The sequence below is a fragment of the Acidovorax soli genome, from assembly GCF_900107605.1.
GTDB classification, from domain to species: Bacteria; Pseudomonadota; Gammaproteobacteria; order Burkholderiales; family Burkholderiaceae_C; genus Acidovorax; species Acidovorax soli.
This window is the reverse complement of the sequence record NZ_FNQJ01000001.1, coordinates 225,349-243,906: the sequence shown is the minus strand read 5'-3', so window position 1 is coordinate 243,906 and position 18,558 is coordinate 225,349. Positions and strand designations below refer to the sequence as shown.

The 18,558-nt window shown below is 64.9% G+C and carries 17 protein-coding genes; 5 read left to right on the top strand and 12 right to left on the bottom strand.

What is annotated here, in order from left to right:
* Positions 1-87: 87 nt before the first annotated feature.
* On the top strand, positions 88-603 hold the full coding sequence (locus BLW02_RS01190; protein ID WP_092696628.1) for a DUF4124 domain-containing protein: 516 nt from the start codon (positions 88-90) through the stop codon (positions 601-603).
* A 31-nt stretch (positions 604-634) separates the two neighbouring features.
* Here BLW02_RS01190 and BLW02_RS01185 read toward each other — a convergent pair whose 3' ends face one another.
* Together BLW02_RS01185 and BLW02_RS01180 are read right to left on the bottom strand one after the other, a co-directional pair.
* Positions 635-982 (bottom strand): RnfH family protein, encoded by a 348-nt coding sequence (locus BLW02_RS01185; protein WP_092696627.1) that lies wholly within the window; start codon positions 980-982, stop codon positions 635-637.
* Positions 975-1,415 (bottom strand): type II toxin-antitoxin system RatA family toxin, encoded by a 441-nt coding sequence (locus tag BLW02_RS01180; protein ID WP_092696626.1) that lies wholly within the window; start codon positions 1,413-1,415, stop codon positions 975-977. Before BLW02_RS01180 ends, BLW02_RS01185 begins: the two co-directional genes overlap by 8 nt.
* 133 nt (positions 1,416-1,548) lie before the next feature.
* On the opposite strand from BLW02_RS01180, the gene smpB reads away from it, so the two are divergent.
* The 4 genes from smpB to BLW02_RS01160 all read left to right on the top strand — a co-directional run bounded on the left by smpB (position 1,549) and on the right by BLW02_RS01160 (position 3,868).
* Positions 1,549-2,022 (top strand): SsrA-binding protein SmpB, encoded by a 474-nt coding sequence (gene smpB, locus BLW02_RS01175; protein WP_026437053.1) that lies wholly within the window; start codon positions 1,549-1,551, stop codon positions 2,020-2,022.
* 99 nt (positions 2,023-2,121) lie between these two features.
* Positions 2,122-2,487, top strand: a complete 366-nt coding sequence (locus BLW02_RS01170; protein WP_092696625.1) for a COG4315 family predicted lipoprotein — start codon at positions 2,122-2,124, stop codon at positions 2,485-2,487.
* A gap of 29 nt (positions 2,488-2,516) precedes the next feature.
* The gene (locus BLW02_RS01165) at positions 2,517-3,029 is read left to right on the top strand and encodes a sigma-70 family RNA polymerase sigma factor (protein WP_092696624.1); all 513 of its coding nucleotides are present in this window, start codon (positions 2,517-2,519) and stop codon (positions 3,027-3,029) included.
* 14 nt (positions 3,030-3,043) lie between these two features.
* Positions 3,044-3,868, top strand: coding sequence for an anti-sigma factor family protein (locus BLW02_RS01160; RefSeq protein WP_092696623.1), 825 nt, complete (start codon positions 3,044-3,046; stop codon positions 3,866-3,868).
* Positions 3,869-3,915: 47 nt separating this feature from the next.
* Here the strand turns inward: BLW02_RS01160 and BLW02_RS01155 are convergent, their stop codons facing one another.
* From BLW02_RS01155 to BLW02_RS01110, 10 genes are all read right to left on the bottom strand, one after another.
* A complete protein-coding gene (locus BLW02_RS01155) occupies positions 3,916-5,019 on the bottom strand; it encodes an enoyl-CoA hydratase/isomerase family protein (protein WP_092696622.1) in 1,104 nt (367 codons plus the stop codon).
* Entirely contained in the window at positions 5,016-5,888 is an 873-nt protein-coding gene (locus tag BLW02_RS01150) for a DMT family transporter (RefSeq protein ID WP_092696741.1), read from the bottom strand. Before BLW02_RS01150 ends, BLW02_RS01155 begins: the two co-directional genes overlap by 4 nt.
* 107 nt (positions 5,889-5,995) lie before the next feature.
* Entirely contained in the window at positions 5,996-7,819 is a 1,824-nt protein-coding gene (typA, locus tag BLW02_RS01145; protein ID WP_092696621.1) for a translational GTPase TypA, read from the bottom strand.
* Positions 7,816-8,817: a tRNA pseudouridine(55) synthase TruB gene (truB, locus tag BLW02_RS01140; protein ID WP_092696620.1), complete on the bottom strand. Its 1,002-nt coding sequence runs from the start codon at positions 8,815-8,817 to the stop codon at positions 7,816-7,818. The genes typA and truB overlap by 4 nt, the downstream gene beginning before the upstream one ends.
* 2 nt (positions 8,818-8,819) lie before the next feature.
* Entirely contained in the window at positions 8,820-9,191 is a 372-nt protein-coding gene (rbfA, locus tag BLW02_RS01135) for a 30S ribosome-binding factor RbfA (protein WP_092696619.1), read from the bottom strand.
* A 15-nt stretch (positions 9,192-9,206) separates the two neighbouring features.
* Positions 9,207-12,074 (bottom strand): translation initiation factor IF-2, encoded by a 2,868-nt coding sequence (infB, locus tag BLW02_RS01130; RefSeq protein ID WP_092696618.1) that lies wholly within the window; start codon positions 12,072-12,074, stop codon positions 9,207-9,209.
* 23 nt (positions 12,075-12,097) lie between these two features.
* Positions 12,098-13,582 (bottom strand): transcription termination factor NusA, encoded by a 1,485-nt coding sequence (gene nusA, locus BLW02_RS01125; RefSeq protein ID WP_092696617.1) that lies wholly within the window; start codon positions 13,580-13,582, stop codon positions 12,098-12,100.
* A 77-nt stretch (positions 13,583-13,659) separates the two neighbouring features.
* A complete protein-coding gene (rimP, locus tag BLW02_RS01120) occupies positions 13,660-14,253 on the bottom strand; it encodes a ribosome maturation factor RimP (RefSeq protein WP_092696616.1) in 594 nt (197 codons plus the stop codon).
* 362 nt (positions 14,254-14,615) lie between these two features.
* Positions 14,616-17,975, bottom strand: a complete 3,360-nt coding sequence (locus tag BLW02_RS01115; RefSeq protein WP_092696740.1) for a DEAD/DEAH box helicase — start codon at positions 17,973-17,975, stop codon at positions 14,616-14,618.
* Positions 17,976-18,170: 195 nt separating this feature from the next.
* Complete coding sequence (locus BLW02_RS01110; protein ID WP_092696615.1) at positions 18,171-18,557, bottom strand: thioredoxin family protein; 387 nt, start codon at positions 18,555-18,557, stop codon at positions 18,171-18,173.
* Between the last annotated feature and the right edge of the window lies 1 nt (position 18,558).

Here is an 18,558-nt window from a genome sequence, read left to right as displayed (position 1 = left end):
ATTGTACCCGCGCGGCCTGTGGCAAAAACGCTGCCACGGAAAGCAACTTGCTGGCAGCGCCATGGAGGCACAGCTAAACTTGCCGCCATGAAAATTCACAAGCTTGTGCTGCTGGCATTCGCCTGCACCTGGTCACTGGGCGCTTCGGCCCAATGGCAATGGATCGACAAGGACGGCCGCAAGGTGTTCAGCGACCGTGCGCCCCCTCTGGACATCCCGGACAAGAGCATCCTGAAGCAGCCGGGAACCCGTATGGATCCAAGGCCCGCCCTGCTGGCTGGACCAGCAGAACCCGCTGCCGCCGCATCCGCCCCAAAACCGTCGGCCAGCAGCGCCACCGGCGGCAAGGACAAGGAACTTGAAGAGAGAAAGGCGCAAGCAGAGGCTGCAGAAGCAGCCAAGAAAAAATCCGAAGAAGAGAAGATCGCAAAAACCAAGGCGGACAACTGCACCCGCGCCCGCCAGGCCAAGGCCACACTCGACTCCGGCCGGCCCATGATGCATACGAATGCCCAGGGCGAACGGGTTTACCTTGATGAAGCAACCCGCGCCTCGGAATCCCAGCGCATCGACAGCGTCATTGCATCCGATTGCGCGCGGTGATGGTCGGGCAGCTGCCGCCGTTGTCCAGACTTCAGTAGCCCGATTTTCCGCCAGGACGCTGCCGCGCAAACAGGCCGGTGGTTCGGGCGCCCTGGCGCGCAAAGCGCTCGCGCCGGGCCACCTTGGGGTCCACCTTCAACGGGCGATACACCTCCACCCGATCCCCTGAGGCGAGCATGCAGTCTGGTGCCACCTGACGACCCCAGACACCGACAGCGGAAGAAGTCACATCTGCAGGCAACGGTTGCAGTGCCGCGCACGCGTTCAGCGCATCGGCCACCGTGGCCCCCTGCGGCAGCTGCAATGCCCACTCGGCCGCACTGCGCGGTGCCGCGCAAACCACCACGGTGATGTGCAGCAACCCCTGGTCGTCACCCATACACCTGCTCCGCGCGCTTGACAAAGGCGTCCACCATGCTGGCGGCGATGCGGTCAAAAATGGGGCCCACCAATGCCGCAAGGGTGGCGCTGTCAAACCCGTAGTGCAGCAACAGCTCGACCTTGCAGGCGCGCTGACTGCCATCGGCCACCGGGTGGAAATGCCAATCGCCCTCCAGGCGGGAGAACGGGCCCTTGACCAGGTGCATCTGCACGCGCCGGCCCGCCTCATGGATGTTGCGGGTGACAAAGGTCTGGCGCAAACCGGCCATCGCGATGCCCACCTCGGCCGTCATCCCGTCATCATCGCGTTCCAGCACCGCCGAGCGGTCGCACCAGGGCAGGAACTGGGGGTAGTGCTCCACCCCCGTCACGAGGGAAAACATTTCTTCGGGGCTGTACCAGATAAGGACGGATTTGTGGACGGTTTTCATGCAGATACGGCTTCGGCGCCACGGAGCGACGGAATCAGCCAGGGGATCCGGGGGAATTTAGAATCGCTCTAGCGAGACCCAACCATTGTAGGGAGGCCTTTTACCTCCCCGTTTGCGCCGCATCTAATCTCTCATGGCCAAAAAACCCGATCCCACGTCCCGCATTGCCGACAACAAGAAGGCGGCCTTCAACTACTTTTTCGAAGAACGCCACGAGGCCGGCATGGTGCTGTATGGCTGGGAAGTCAAGGCGCTGCGCGAAGGCAAGGTGCAGCTGACCGATGGCTATGTGCTCATCCGTGATGGCGAGTTGTACCTGCTGGGCTGCCTCATCAATCCCCTCAAGACCGCCTCCACCCACGTCAACCCCGAGGCAGCACGCACCAAGAAATTGCTGCTCAAGAAGGATGACATCAAACGCCTGATCGGGAAGGTCGAGCAAAAAGGCTACACCCTGGTGCCCATCAACCTGCATTGGAAAAATGGTTTTGTGAAATGCGAGATTGCCCTGGCCAAGGGCAAGGCGGAACATGACAAGCGCGACACCATCAAGGACCGCGAAGGCAAGCGCGAAGTCGAACGCGCCATGAAAAGCCGTAACCGCTAGCGATCCTGAAGGGCGGCGGGAATAAATCACCGCCCCCATGTGTTTGTCCGCATGCAGGCCGCATTTCGCACTCGCCTGCCCCCTTGTCCGGAGAAACCCATGAAAAAGCTCTTGCCCATCACCGCGCTCTTTGCGCTTGCCGCCTGCTCCTCCATGGCCCAGTCACCCGTCAAACCCATGGATGGCGTGCTGGTCGGTGCAGGCAACATGACGCTCTACACCTTTGACCGCGACACCGCGGGCAGCGGAAAGTCCGTCTGCAACGGCCCCTGTGCCACCAACTGGCCACCCCTGATGGCGGCCCCCGCGCAAGCCAGCGGCGACTACAGCGTCATCACCCGCGACGACGGAAAAACCCAGCTGGCTTACAAGGGAAAACCGCTGTACTACTGGTCCAAGGACGCGAAACCCGGCGACAAGACCGGCGACGGCTTCAACCAGGTCTGGCACGCTGCGCGCCCCTGAAACCTTCCCCCTGCCGCTGACATCGCGCCATGGACCGCACCCAGGTTGTCGAGCAACTTCCCGGCCTGCGCCGCTATGCCCGGGTGCTGACGGGCGACTCCTGGGCGGCCGACGATCTCGTGCAGGACACGCTGGAGCGGGCCTGCAGCAAATGGCGGCTGTGGCGCAGCGGCAGTGATTTGCGCGCCTGGCTGTTCACCCTGATGCACAACCTGTACCTCAACCAGCGCCGCGCCATGCCCTCCTTGCAGCGGCTGGAGCTGGAGGATGTTCAGGACACCCTGCAGGCCAGTGCACGCCCGTCGGACGATGCGCTCGATCTGGAGCGCTGCCTGCAGCGCCTGCCTGCTGAGCAGCGCGCCGTGCTGCTGCTGGTGACGCTGGAAGACCTCAGCTACGAGGACACTGCCCGCATTCTGGACATTCCGATGGGTACCGTCATGTCGCGGCTGTCACGCGCACGTAGCCGCCTGCGCGCGCTCATGGAACGCACACCCGCGCCCGTGCCAGGCCAACCACCCGTGCTGCGCCGCCTCAAATGATTCCGGCCTCTGCCATGGACCACACCACCCCCTTCCCTGCCGGCCCTGACCCTGCGTGGCACGCACTGGTGGATGGCCGGCTGCCCCCCGCCGACGCCCGGGCGCTGCAGCAGCAACTGGCCGCCGATGCCCCGGCACAAGCCACTGTCGCACAATGGCAGGCCCAGCGCCGGCAGTTGCGCGCCCTGCACCAGGACATGCTGGATACGCCCGTGCCGGATGCGCTGCTGCAGACGCTTGCGCAAGCCACGGCGCGCAGGGCCGAGCGGCATCGCCAATGGTGGCGCTGGGGCGGCATGGCGGCCTCGGTGCTGGTGGCGTTTGCACTGGGATGGGCAGGCCGCAGCCAGTGGCCGGCGGCGGCACCCAATGGCCTTCTGGCCCTGAATGCAGGCACACCCCAGCAGCGATTTGCGGTGCAGGCCGCCATGGCCCATGCCGTGTACCAGCCCGAGCAGCGCCATCCCGTGGAGGTGCCGGCCGCCCAGCAGGAGCATCTGGTGCAATGGCTTTCCAAGCGCTTGGGGCGCCCCCTGAAAGTGCCGGTGCTGACGGCACAGGGCTACGATCTGGTGGGGGGGCGGCTGCTGCCCGGTGATACCGGCGCACGCGCGCAATTCATGTACCAGAACAGCGCAGGCGAACGCGTCACGCTGTACCTGGGTGCGCTGGCGCCAGCGACCCAACCCACGCATTCCGAGACCGCCTTTCGCTTCACCCAGGAAGGCACTGTCTCCGGTTTTTACTGGACGGATCAGGGCTTTGGCTATGCGCTCAGTGGGCAGATTCCCCGCCCCGCACTGCAGGCGCTGGCCACTGCGGTGCACCAGCAGCTCTGAAGCGAGGCGCCCGCCTTGGCAAAAGCGCACCCAGCGCCGCGCGCCCGTCAGCGCAGCGCGGCCAGGGGATGCGCGTGGACAGGCCAGGGGCTGGCAAAGAACGGGGCCACCATCTCCGGCGTCACGTCTTCGATGCGCGCAGGATTCCATTGGGGTGCGTGGTCCTTGTCCACCGCCAGGGCACGGATGCCTTCCACCGTCTCGCTCTGGCCGGCGCGCAGGAAAAAGCAGTGGCGCACCATGTCGCGCTCCATGCGCAGATCATCGGCCAGGCCCATGCCGCGCGCACGGCGGATCTGCTCCAGCACCACATGCAGCATCAGCGGCGAGCGCTTGCGCAGCGTGGCCGCCGTGCTGCGCGCCCATTCGCTGTCTGCAGCGTCCAGGGCGGCCGTGATGGCGGCCACGCTGCCCAGCGAAAAATACTGATCGATCTGGCCTCTGACGCCCGCCAGTTTTTCGTCAGCAGCTACCGTTTTAGAAGCAACAAAGGCCTTCACGGCGGCACCGTCGGCAAAGGTCTGCGCGCCCAGGGCATCCCAGACCGTGGCCTGTGCATCCAGCGGCAGGCAGCCGTCAGCCAGGCCGAAGGCGATGGCGTCACCGGCGCCAATGGTGTCGCCGGTCAGGGCCAGCCACTCGCCCACGCGGCCAGGGCAGCGGCTCAGGAAATAGCCACCACCCACGTCGGGAAACAGGCCAATCGCCGTCTCGGGCATGGCCATCTTGGTGCGCTCGGTCACCACGCGCAGGGCTGCGCCCTGGCTGATGCCCATGCCGCCGCCCATGACGATCCCATCCATGAAGGCGATGTAGGGCTTGCCGTAGTTGTGGATCAGGTGGTTGAGCGCATATTCCTCGGTGAAGAAGTCTTCGAGCAGCGGATTGCCCTGGCTGCCCGCCTGGTGCAGAAAACGGATGTCGCCGCCCGCGCAAAAGGCCCCGAACGGGCCCTCCTTGTTGCTGCCACGGATGGCCACGGCCAGCACGCGCGCGTCGTCCTTCCAGGCCAGCAGGGTGGCCATGAGATCCCGCACCATGCCCAAGGACAGCGCGTTGAGCGCCCGCGGGCGGTTCAATGTAATGAAGCCCACCTGGCCCCGCACCTCGCTCAGCACCTCACTCGACATCTGCATTGTCATCTCCGTCATTTTTGTTCCTTCCAAGCTAAAAACTCGTTGAGCACCAGGGCGCCAACCACCAGCAGCCCCCCGGTCAGCACGGCCGAACCGGGGCGCTCCCCGGCACCGGCCCAGGCCAGCAAGATGCCGAAGATAACCTCCAGCAGGCCCAGCAAGGCCATTTCGGGCGCCTTGAGCACGCGTGCGCAGCGCACCGCCAGCACGCACGGAATGGCCAGCTGAAACAGCCCGAGCAACGCCAGCAGCAGGATATCGTGGCCCGTGGCCTGAAACGGCCACGCCAGCGGCAAGGTGGCCAGCGCCGAAAACACGGCACCCACCAGAACCGCCGGCACCAGGTCCACGGCGTGGCCGTGCTGCTGCGAGGACTGGACCACGGTCCAGTTGGCAGCGGCCGCCACCGGTATGCACAAGGCCACCAGGGTGCCCACCAGCGGCAGCCCGGCCATCTGCGCGCCATACATCCACGCCATGCCCACACCGGCAAGGCCAATGGCCACCCAGGTGCGCAGCACAATCCGGTGCCCGATGAAGATGCGCGCAAACAGGGCCGTGAGCAGAGGCCCCGCCGCCATGGTCACCAGCACATTCGCCACCGGTATGAGCATCATGGCGACCATGAAGGTGGTGAACATCACGCCCCAGCACAGGCCGGAGAGCCACAGTGCAGCGCCGCCGCGGCGCATGGCCGACAACACACCGCGCCCCTGCGCCGCAGGCAGGATCACCAGCAGCGAGATCACGGTGAAAAAGCTGCGCCAGAAGGTCACTTCAAAGCTGCGCGCATGCTCCAGGTGGCGCGTCACCACGCCAGCCATGGACCACAGCAGCGTGACCAGAAGCATCAACACGACAGCCCGGGAATGCGTGAGTTTCATGAAAATTGCGCTGAACGGAAAACCTTCAAACGACAAAAAGGCCACTGCATTGCAGTGGCCCCTCGGAACCTGCCGCCTTCAAGGCCCCAGGCCCCGGGAATGGCAGATCAGCTGCGGCCAGCGCGCTTGCGCTCGTTCTCGGTCAGGTAGCGCTTGCGCAGGCGCACGGACTTGGGCGTGATCTCGACCAGCTCGTCATCCTCGATGAACTCCACACCGTATTCCAGCGTGAGGTCGATCGGAGGCGTGATCTTGATCGCGTCTTCCTTGCCGCTCACGCGGAAGTTGGTCAGCTGCTTGGTGCGCGTGGCGTTCACCACCAGGTCGTTGTCGCGGCTGTGGATGCCGACGATCATGCCTTCGTACACCGGGTCGTTGGCCTTCACGAACATGCGGCCACGATCGTCCAGCTTGCCCAGGGCATAGGTGAAGATTTCACCGTCGTCCATGGAGATCAGCACGCCGTTCTTGCGGCCGCCGATATCGCCCTTGTGCGGCTCATAGCTGTCGAAGATGTTGCTGATGAGGCCCGAGCCACGCGTCAGGTTCAGGAATTCGTTGGTGAAACCGATCAGGCCACGGGCCGGGATGCGGTACTCCAGGCGCACGCGGCCACGGCCGTCGGACTCCATGTTCACCAGCTCGCCCTTGCGCTCACCCAGGGCCTGCATCACGCCACCCTGGTGGCCTTCTTCGATGTCGGCCGTCACCAGTTCGATAGGCTCGTGCTTGACGCCGTCGATGTCCTTGAACACCACGCGGGGCTTGGACACAGCCAGCTCGTAGCCTTCGCGGCGCATGTTCTCCAAGAGGATGGTCAGGTGCAGTTCACCACGGCCCATCACTTCGAAGATGCCTTCCTCGGCGGTCTCGTTCACGCGCAGGGCCACGTTGTGCTGCAGTTCCTTTTGCAGGCGGTCCCAGATCTGGCGGCTGGTCACGAACTTGCCTTCACGGCCTGCCAGTGGCGAGGTGTTCACGCAGAAGTTCATGGTCAGCGTGGGCTCGTCCACCTTCAGCATGGGCAGGGGCGCGGGGTTGGCGGGGTCGGTCACGGTCACGCCGATGCCGATGTCCTCGATGCCGTTGATCAGCACGATGTCGCCAGGGCCTGCCACCGGCGTCTGCATGCGGTCCAGCCCCTGGAAGGTCAGCACCTGGTTGACACGGCCCTTGACAGCCTTGCCGCCTGGGCCTTCCATGACGACCACGTCCATCATGGGTTTCAAGGTGCCCTGGCTGATGCGGCCCACGCCGATGCGGCCCACGAAGGTGGAGAAATCGAGTGCCGAGATCTGCAGTTGCAGCGGAGCGTCTGGGTTGCCCGTGTTCGGTGGCACGTGCTTCAGGATGGTGTCGAACAGGGCCGACATGTCGGGACCCCACTGCTCGCCGGGCGCGCCTTCTTCCAGCGACGACCAGCCGTTGATGCCCGAGGCGTACACCACGGGGAAGTCCAGCTGCTCATCGGTAGCGCCCAGCTTGTCGAACAGGTCGAACGCAGCGTTCACCACCTTGTCGGGGTTGGCACCGGGCTTGTCCACCTTGTTCACCACCAGGATGGGGCGCAGGCCCAGGGCCAGGGCCTTCTTGGTCACGAAACGCGTCTGGGGCATGGGGCCTTCCTGCGCGTCGATCAGCAGCACCACGCTGTCCACCATGGACAGGGCACGCTCCACTTCACCGCCAAAGTCCGCGTGGCCGGGGGTGTCCACGATGTTGATGTGCGTGCCTTTCCAGCTCACGGCGCAGTTCTTGGCCAGGATGGTGATGCCACGCTCTTTTTCAATGGCGTTGTTGTCCATCACGGTATCGACGACCTTTTCGTGGTCGGCAAAGGTGCCGGACTGGCGCAGCAGCTGGTCGACCATGGTGGTTTTGCCATGGTCAACGTGGGCGATGATGGCGATGTTGCGGATTTGTTTCGTCATAGTTTTTCCAATATGCCGCTGTGCGCCATGGACGCGGAACGCGGCGTGCTTTCCAAGATTTGTTGAATTTCCAGCGGACTCAGGAGCCTGTCCGGCACCAGCTCCCCGCCCACGATGTGGCCCACCCCCAGCAGCGCCGGGGGACTCTCGCCAAACACCGCCACGGCACTGGCATCGGGCCAGTTGCCACGGCGACGCACGCCCGACAGGAATCGGGCTGCATTCTCACCGTCCAGCGTGACACGCATGTGTTGTGCCAGCAGCGACTCGGGCGCCTCCAGGCTGGCCAGGCGTTCTGCCTCGGGCATGGCTTCGAGCTGCGCCAGCGTGACGCAGCGCTCCAACCCCAGCCCGCCGGTGTCGATGCGGCGCAGAAAGGTCAGGTGCGCACCGCAGCCCAGTGCCGCACCGATGTCTTCACCCAGGGTACGGATGTACGTGCCTTTGCTGCAGGTTACTATTATTTTGATAGCTAGATGCGCTTGATCCGTCTGCACCAGCGTCAGCTTGAGTGCATGGATCACCACATCGCGCGCTTCACGCTCCAGCGTGACACCGGCGCGTGCATATTCGTACAGCGCCTTGCCGTCCTTCTTGAGCGCGCTGTGCATCGGCGGCACCTGGCGGATGGGGCCGGTGAACTGCTGCTGCACAGCCGCCAAGCGCTCTGGCGTCACCTGCTCCGGCAGCACCTCACACCGCTCGACCACGTCACCCTCGGCGTCGCCGGTGGTCGTCGTGGCACCCAGCAGCGCCACGGCTTCATAGGTTTTGGGGGCATCCAGCTGCAGCTGGCTGAACTTGGTGGCGGCGCCAAAGCACAGCGGCAATACACCGGTGGCCAGAGGATCCAGCGTGCCGGTATGGCCCGCCTTTTCCGCACGCAGCAGCCACTTCACCTTTTGCAAGGCGTCGTTGCTCGACAGGCCGAGCGGTTTATCGAGCAGCAACACCCCATGCACAGGGCGCCGCTGCACCCTGGTGCGTGGCGCGTTCATGGTCAGTCGTCCTTGGCGCGCGAGGAAACGGCCTTGGCAATCAAGGCATTCATGTCGGCGGCACGCTCGGAAGTGCGGTCAAACACAAAATGCAGCGTGGGCACCGTGTGGATGTGCAGGCGCTTGAACAGCCCATTGCGCAGGAAACCTGCCGCCTGGTTGAGCGCTGCCTGCGTTTCCACAGGGTCACCCGTCAGCAGGCTGAAGAACACCTTGGCGTGGGCGTAATCGGGGGTGACCTCCACGCCCTGCAGCGTCACCATGCCCACGCGCGGGTCTTTCAACTCGCGCGCGATCAGCTCCGTCAGATCGCGCTGGATCTGATCGGCCACCTTGAAGGCGCGGTTGGGGGTGGAGGATTTCTTCGCTGCCATAGAGTCGTCGTAGCCTTACAGCGTCCGCGCGATTTCCTTGATATCAAAGAATTCGAGGTGATCACCTTCCTTGATGTCGTTGTAGTTCTTGAGCTTGATACCGCACTCAAAACCTTCCTTGACTTCCTTGACATCGTCCTTGAGACGCTTGACCGAATCGACGTCGCCGGTGTAGACCACCACGTTGTCGCGCAACAGGCGGAACTTGGCGTTGCGGTGCACCATGCCGGACGTGATGTACGAACCCGCAACGGTACCGATCTTGGACGCCACGAACACGGTGCGGATCTCGGCCGTGCCGATGATTTCCTCGCGCTGCTCGGGGGCCAGCATGCCGGACATCGCCACCTTCAGCTCATCGACGGCGTCATAGATGATGCTGTAGTAGTGCAGATCCACACCATTGCTCTCGGCGAGCTTGCGCGCACCGGCATCGGCACGCACGTTGAAGCCGATCACGATGGCCTTGGAAGCAATCGCCAGGTTGATATCGGACTCGCTGATGGCGCCCACGGCGGCATACACCAGCTGCACCTTGACTTCATCCGTCGACAGCTTGAGCAGCGACTGGGCCAGCGCCTCCTGCGAACCCTGCACATCGGCCTTGACGATGATGGGCAGCATCTTCACTTCGCCCGCCGTCATGTCGGCAAACATGTTCTCCAGCTTGGCCGCCTGCTGCTTGGCCAGCTTGGTGTTGCGGAACTTGCCGGCGCGGTAGGTGGCGACTTCGCGCGCACGGCGCTCATCGGTCAGCACCATGAAATCGTCACCAGCCTGCGGCACTTCGGTCAGACCCTGGATTTCAACCGGGATCGACGGACCCGCCGTCTTGGCGACCCTGCCGCTCTCATCGAGCATGGCGCGCACACGGCCATAGGTCTGGCCCGCCAGCACCACGTCGCCCACCTTCAGGGTACCGGACTGCACCAGCACGGTCGCCACAGGGCCGCGGCCCTTGTCGAGCTTGGCCTCGATCACCAGGCCCTTGGCCAGCGAATCGACGGGGGCCTTGAGTTCCAGCACTTCGGCTTGCAGCAGCACCTGTTCCAGCAGCGTGTCGATGCCCATGCCGGTCTTGGAAGACACCGGCACGAAAGGCGAATCGCCACCGTACTCCTCGGGAACCACCTCTTCCACCACGAGCTCCTGCTTGACGCGGTCGGGGTTGGCATCGGGCTTGTCGGCCTTGGTGATCGCCACCACGATAGGAACGCCCGCCGCCTTGGCGTGCTTGATGGCTTCCTTGGTCTGGGGCATGACGCCGTCGTCGGCCGCCACCACCAGGATCACGATGTCGGTGGCCTGGGCGCCACGGGCACGCATGGCCGTGAAAGCCTCGTGACCCGGGGTATCGAGGAACGAAATCATGCCGCGTGGCGTTTCCACGTGGTAGGCGCCGATGTGCTGCGTGATGCCGCCCGCCTCGCCCGAGGCGACCTTGGCACGGCGGATGTAGTCCAGCAGCGAGGTCTTGCCGTGATCGACGTGACCCATCACGGTGACGACCGGCGCGCGCGGCAGAACGGCCACGTCCTGCTGCGCCGAATCCTCGTCGGTGAAGGCTTCCGGATCGTCCAGCGCCGCCACCACGGCCTTGTGGCCCATTTCTTCCACCACGATCATGGCGGTGTCCTGGTCCAGCGGCTGGTTCATGGTGACCATCTGGCCCATCTTCATCAGCGCCTTGATGACCTCGGAAGCCTTGATGGACATCTTGTGCGCCAGTTCGGCCACCGTGATGGTTTCAGGCACATGCACTTCAATGGTGCGCGCTTCCACCGGAGCGGACTGCTGGTGGTTGTCGTCGCGGTGATCGCGGCTGTCGCCACGGCGGCCACGCGGGCCACCACGCCAGTTGTTGCGACCGACACCGCCGCTGCTGTCGCCGCGGGTCTTGATTTCCTTTTTCTTGGCCGTGTCATTGGCCCAGCTGGAAGACAGCTTGGCCGACTTGACTTCCTTGCCGGCGGCAGCCCCCGGAGCAGCAGGCGTGCCCGGACGCGCGCCCGCACCAGCCCCCACGGCAGGCTTGTGCAGCGTGCCTTTCTTGGCGTCCCCCACGGCCGCAGGCTTGGCAACGGGCTTGGGCTCTTCCGGTTTCTTGGCCACCATGACCGCCTTCTTGGGCGTGGCCATCATGGAGCGGATGGCAGCAGCTTCTGCTTCGGCCTTGCGGCGACGTGCATCGAGATCCGCAGCGCGGGCCGCTTCCTCGTCAGAGCGGGCTTTAGATTCCGCAGCCGCCTTCTCGCGTGCTTCGTTCTGTGCCGCAATGCGCGCAGCCGCTTCAGCAGCCTGCTCGCGGGTAGCCTCCTGCTTGACGGCCGAGGCCTGGGCCTTCTTGCTGGCCTCCTGGGCGGCGTATGCGGCGGCGCGCTCTTCGGCTTCGCGCTCGCGCTGTTCACGGGCTTCGCGCTCGGCGCGCTTTGCGGCCAGTTCGGCCTCCTGGCGGCGAATCAGCTCGGCCTGGCGGCTGGCCTCTTCCTCACGGCGGGCCAGTTCAATGTCTTCGCTGGACACGGCCGCAGCCGTTGCTTCTGCCATGGATTCTGTGGACTCGGCAGCCGCCTCGACACCTTCATCACGCTGGATGAACGTGCGCTTCTTGCGCACTTCCACCTGGATCGTGCGTGCCTTGCCGGTGGCGTCGGCCTGCTTGATCTCGCTGGTGGACTTCTTCACCAGCGTGATCTTCTTGCGATCGGCCGAGGCCGTGCCATGGCTGGCCTGCAGATAGGCCAGCAGCTTTTGCTTGTCCGACTCGGTCAATGCGTCGGAAGGGGCAGCCTTGCCCACGCCCGCAGCCTTGAGCTGATCAAGCAGGATTTCAGGTGATTTCTTGAGTTCGGTTGCAAACTCGGCGACAGTATTACTGGACATATGTGGTTCGTGCCTCCCTGACCTTACTCTTGCCCTGCGAACCAGTGTTCGCGTGCCTTCATGATCAGGGCTTTGGCATCTTCTGCGGACTGTCCGGTCAGGTCGGTCAGTTCATCAATGGCCAGATCGGCCAGGTCGTCACGCGTGTGCACACCGTTTTCTGCCAGCTTGGCAATCAGCTCGGGTGTGAGGCCCTCAAGGTCGCGCAGATCCTGCGAGACCTCGCCAACGCTTTCCTCGCGGGCGATTTCCATGGTGAGCAGCGCATCCTTGGCGCGTGCACGCAATTCGTTCACCGTGTCTTCGTCGAAGCTTTCGATTTCCAGCATTTCCTGCAGCGGCACATAGGCCACTTCTTCCAGGCTGTTGAAACCTTCGGAGATCAGGATGTCGGCGATTTCCTCGTCCACATCGAGCTTTTCCATGAACAGGCGGCGGGCCGTGTCGGACTCGTTGGCCTGCTTCTGGGCCGACTCGGCGGCGTCCATGATGTTGATCTTCCAGCCGGTCAGATCGGAGGCCAGACGCACGTTCTGACCACCACGGCCAATGGCGATGGCAAGGTTTTCCTCGTCCACCACCACATCCATGGCGTGCTTTTCCTCATCGACCACGATGGAGGACACGTTGGCCGGGGCCAGTGCACCGATCACGAACTGGGCGGGGTCCTCGGACCACAGCACGATGTCCACGCGCTCGCCAGCGAGCTCGTTGGTCACGGCATTGACGCGCGTGCCACGCACGCCGACGCAGGTGCCGATGGGGTCCACGCGCTTGTCGTGGCTCAGCACGGCAATCTTGGCGCGCGAGCCGGGGTCACGGGCGCAGGACTTGATCTCCAGCAGGCCCTGTTCGATCTCGGGCACCTCCTGGCGAAAGAGTTCGATCATGAACTCGGGGGCCGAACGCGACAGGATGATGGGGGCGCCGCGCAGGGTCAGGTCCACTTCCATGATCATGGCGCGCACGCGGTCACCGCTGCGCAGGTTTTCCTTGGGGATCATCTCGCCGCGGCGCAGGCGGCCTTCCACGCGACCGGATTCGACAATGAGGTCGCCCTTGTCCATGCGCTTGACCGTGCCGGTGAAGATGCGCTCGCCGCGCGACATGAAGTCGTTGAGCAGCATCTCGCGCTCGGCGTCGCGGATCTTCTGCAGGATGACCTGCTTGGCGGCCATGGCGCCAATGCGGCCGATCGGCACCGACTCGACACCTTCTTCGATGTATTCCCCGACCTCGATGTCCGCGATGCGCTCCCTGGCGTCCATCAGCAGCTCTTCGGCTTCGGGGTTCTGCAGACCCGCCTCGTCCGGCACGACCAGCCAGCGACGGAAAGTCTCATAGTTGCCGCTGTCGCGATCGACGGACACGCGAATGTCCACCTCGCCCTGGTACAGCTTCTTGGTAGCCTGGGCCAGGGCCGATTCCACGGCGCCCAAGACCACATCGCGCTCCACGTTCTTCTCGCGCGAAATGGCCTCAACCAACATCAACAATTCGCGATTCATGCGACGACTCTCCTGTTTCTATCACCCGCAGGCGGCAGCTGCCAACAGCGCCCACCCACTCCAAACCATCCAGCGACTCAGCCCGGTACCTGACCAGCCTTCGCCCCCCGCCCCTTGAAATCCACAATGGGCGCCAACCGGGCATCCCTGAGCTCATCCAGCGTAAAACCCAGCGCCTGCAACGGGGCTGGCACACGCTTTTTGCTGATTTTCTGACCAGGCTTGGCAGCTGGCTCATCACTCCAGACGATCTGCCATCCGCCCGATTCGGCACGCTCCAGGGTGCCGCGAAATTTCTTGCGGGTGGCGTTGACCTGCCCGGCTGCCGCAGCGCCAATGGGGGCTTTCAGGGTGAGGTCAATGACCGCGCCTGCAAAACGCACGAAATCCTGCTCATGGCGCAACGGGCGATCAATGCCGGGCGAGGAGACCTCCAGCCGCTTGTATTCGACCCCATCCACCTCCAGCGCAAACTGCAGCTGGCGGGTGACTTTCTCGCAGTCTTCGACCGTGACAAACTGATCCACTGCGGGCTCCGGCGCATCGGCGGCCGGCTGCACCCAAGGCAAGTCGATGGTGACACGCAGCAAACCACCGGCAGAGCGCTCGATCTCCACCAGGTCATAGCCCAGACCCGTCACAATTTGTTCAACGACTTGCTGTAGTGCCACGTGTTCAGTTCAATCCCGGAAAAACAACACGACTTACGCAATGAGGAACAAGCCAATCGCCTGCCCCATGGAAGCACCCTGGGCGCATCCTTGTTTGCGTAAGTCCAAAACAAAAAACCCGATAACCCCCGGAGACCCTCCCCGACAGCTTCGAGCTCCAAAAGCATTCGACCAAAAAAAACGGGCGGTAGGTACCCGCCCGTTTGGTCGTGAGATTCATATTGTAGCGCGTAAAGCATTGATTTGCAAAGACGAATCGGGCCAAAACTGTTGCCTGCGATTCGCCACAGCCTGCGCATGCCAACCGCTCACGGTTTTGCCACAAAAAATGTGCTCAGCGCAAGCACAATCAGTGCAGGCAGCTATGACAGTGATAGCGGTTGCAGCAACTCCGCCAGGTCGGTCTCGGTGAACAGCGGCTCCCTGCGCGCCGCAGACCCGCTGTAGAGGCTGCCCGCCAGTTGGGCCTTGCGTTCTTGCAGCGCCAAAATCCGCTCCTCTATGGTGCCCTGCGCCACCAGCTTGATCACCCACACGCTCTGCGTCTGGCCGATGCGGTGGGCACGGTCGGTGGCCTGGGCTTCAACGGCAGGGTTCCACCAGGGGTCGAAGTGGATCACCGTGTCGGCCTGCGGCAGGTTCAGCCCCACCCCGCCTGCTTTCAGGCTGACCAGGAACAACGGCACCTGCCCGCTGGTGAACTGCTCAATGATGGCATCGCGCTTTTGGCTCTGCCCCGTGAGCTTGACCCAGGGCAGCTTGCGCTTTTTCAACTCGGCCTCGATCAGGGTGAGCATGCTGGTGAATTGCGAGAACAGCAAAATGCGCCGCCCCTCGGCCAGCATTTCAGGCAGCAGCGCCATCAACTGCTCCAGCTTGGCCGAGGTCTTGACCTTCCTGGCGGCATCCAGCGGCAGCAGCTGCGGGTCGCAGCAGACCTGGCGCAGCTTGAGCAGCGCATCGAGGATGGTGATCTGCGACTTGGCCAGCCCCTTGGACTGCAAGGCTTCCCGCACGGTCTTCTCCATGCCCAGGCGGATGGTTTCGTACAGATCGGCCTGCGCGCCGGTCAGTTCCACCGGCATCACGGTCTCGATCTTGGGCGGCAACTCGCCGGCCACCAGCGCCTTGGTGCGGCGCAGCAGGAACGGTGTGATGCGCGCACGCAGCTGTGCCATGCGGGCGCTGTCACCCAGTTTTTCAATGGGATTGCGAAACAGCTCCCTGAAGCGCTGCTGGCTGCCCAGAAAACCGGGCATCAGAAAGTGAAACAGGCTCCAGACCTCGCCCAGGTGGTTTTCCAGGGGCGTGCCGGACAGGCACAGCCGGTGGCGCGCATTCAACTGGCTGACCACCTGCGCGGCCTGCGTGCTGGCATTCTTGATGTTCTGCGCCTCGTCGAGCACCACCAGGTGCCAGGGCTGCGCCAGCCAGCGCTCGCGGTCGCGCTGCAGCAGCGAATACGGCGCGATGACCAGATCGTGCTCGGCCACCGCATCGGCCGTCCCATGCCGGCCCGCGCCATGCAGCACCAGGCTGCGCAGGTCCGGGCAAAACCGCGCCGCCTCGCGCTGCCAGTTGCCCAGCAGGCTCACGGGCGCAATGATGAGTGCGGGGTGCATCAGGCGCCCCGCCTCTTTTTCCACCTGGATATGCGCCAGGGCCTGCAAGGTTTTGCCCAGGCCCATGTCGTCGGCCAGCACACCGGCCAGGCCGTGGGCGCGCAGGAACTGCAGCCAGTTCAGGCCCTGCTGCTGGTAGGGCCGCAGCGTGGCGTGCACGCTGGCGGGCAATGGCACTTCGGGCAACGCCATGGCACCCCGCAGCTGCGCCACCATGGCGCGCAAGGTGTCCGCCCCCTCCCACACCGCCCCCTCGCCCAGCGCGGCACTGGTGCGCAGGACGTCCATGCGCGCAAGCCGGAGGTGGTCGCCATTGAAATCATGGGCCCGGTCACCCACCAGGTCGAGCAGCGCAGCCAGCCAGGGCCGCAACGCATCGGTGGGCAGGCGCACAAAACCGGTCCCCCCCTGTGCCGGCAGATACACATGCGGCGGCAGCTGGGGCAGGCCGGTGGCGGGGTCCGGCGGCTGGGCCGCTGCAGCGGCAATCAGGTCGGGCAGCCACGGCAGGATGTTGTGGCGCACACCATCGATCTCCATGCCCAGCGACAGCGCAAACCAGGGCGAGGTGGCCTCCTCCCCGCCGTCGGGCTGCAGCGCCACATCCAGCGTGTCGGCATGCGTGATCCAGCCGGTCAGCGCCGCATCCAATGTGACGGCGAAGCCCGCGTCTCGCAGCACCCCGAAACCGTTGTCGGCCCAGTGCATCCAGTCGTGCTGCGGGCGTTCGCCGGGGATGCCGAACAGGCCGTCGTCGGTGGCCAGCAAGCCCAGCGCCATCAGCCGCTCGATGGCGCCGAGCTCGGCCCTGGGATCGCGCTGCAGCAGCACCTGGCCGCCGTCCTCCGCTGTCACCAGCATGTCCAGCGCCTGCCCGGCCCACCAGCCCACATGGCCCTGGTAGTCGAAGCGCAGCCGGGCGGTGATGAGGCCCAGGTCTGGCACTTCACCCGCCGGCACGGGCGCCAGGTGCAGGCGCGCCACGGGCGCAATGCCCTGCACGCGGGTGAGCGGGCCCAGCACCGGCGGCAACGGCAGCACACCGCCCAGGCGGCTGGCAAGCTCGGCCCGGTGCTTTTGCAGCGCTGCGGCGTCCAGCGCCGGTGCCTTGAGCAGCAGGGCCAGCTGGGCTGCGCTCAGGCCATCGGCCTGCACCGTGCCACACACACCGAGAGCGGCGTCGAGGTACAGCGGGGGGCTGTTGCTGCACAGCATGGCCGAAGCGCCTGGCAGGCTGGCGCCCAGGGCCCAGGAACTTTCGCCCCCGGCGGCAGGCGTGACCTCGCGCCATGCCCAGGTGATGGGCAAAGGGTCACCCCAGCGCAGCGGGGCACCCACGGTGGAGCCCCCTGCATCGGCAAACAGGCGGCCGGTGCTGGCCGCCTGCTGCAGCGCCAGCACGCCCACAGTTCCTTCCAGCACCGCCACCGGCGCTGCGCTGTAGGCCGAGTAGTAAGCCATGCCGCGCGGCATGGCGCGCAGCAGTTGCAGCACCTGGCGATCGGCGTCGCTGGCGCGGTCATAGACCGCCTGCCCGGGGCCGGGCTGGGTGCGGATTTGTCGGGGCTTGGCCCAGCCGCCGGTGAGCTTGGGGTAGGACACCACCGCCTCCAGCTGCATCTGCGGCAGGGCCTTCGAGGCCGCGCACGGCAGCCCCACGATGGAGGCCAGGTACAGGTAGTTTTCGGGCCGATCCGGCCGTGCGCCCGGGATGGACGAATCAGGTTCGCCTGCAGCACGGTCCCAGTCCTGCAGCCAGCGCACCAGCCGCGCGTCGGCCTCGGCGCGCGCCGAGGCCTGCTTGCGCTCCTGCAGCGCTTTCAGGGCATCGACGGCGGGGACTGAAATCTGACCTTGCGCCGGGTTGTCCTGCGCGGCCCGCAGAGTCAACGCGATGGCATGCTTGCAATCCACGCCCACGGGGCAAGTGCAGTCGCCCGACCACTGCGTGACCTGCCCATTGGGCGCAATGGCCAGCTCTGCCGACACCTGATAAGGCATGGACAGGCTGCCCTGCACCTCGCCCTCGATCCGCCAGCGGCCCTCCCCATCGGGTTCGCTGTCGATGCGGACCACGCCCGCCCGGCAATGGAGATCCATGCCGCGCGACCAGGCGCCCTTGTCGCACTGGGCCTGCAGCGATGGAAGGTGGAACCACAGTGGGTGTGCCATAGGAAAATCAAACGAAAACTGCCTCTAGCGCTTTAAAAATAGGCGCTGACAGCTATCAAAACAGGAATAAACGATCCGCACTGGTGGGCCCGCAAGAGCCCCGGTTGCCCCAGATCCAGGCAACTAGGCGCTGCGCGCTGCGCGCACACGCTCGAACACTGCCTGCGCTTCAGCGCCTGCCCCGCCCCCAGGTGTGGCGGCCTGCAGGCTGGCCAGCAGGCGCGCCAGCACGGGGGCCTGCGGCAGCAGCGGGCCCAGGAAGCGCGCCGTCGCGCCATCGGCGATCAGCAAGGTGGGAAAGGTCTCCACATCCAGATCCCCGGCCAGGTCGGCCTCGTCCTCGATGTCCACCCACTCAAAGCGCATTTGCGGGTGCGCCCTGGCCAGTTCGTCGAACAGGGGCCGGTAGTCGCGGCAGGTGCCGCACCAGTTGGCGCACAGGCACACCGCCCACCAGCCGCTGCCAGGGGCCACGGGGGGGGATTCGGGCAACGCGGCCGGGCTGTGCATC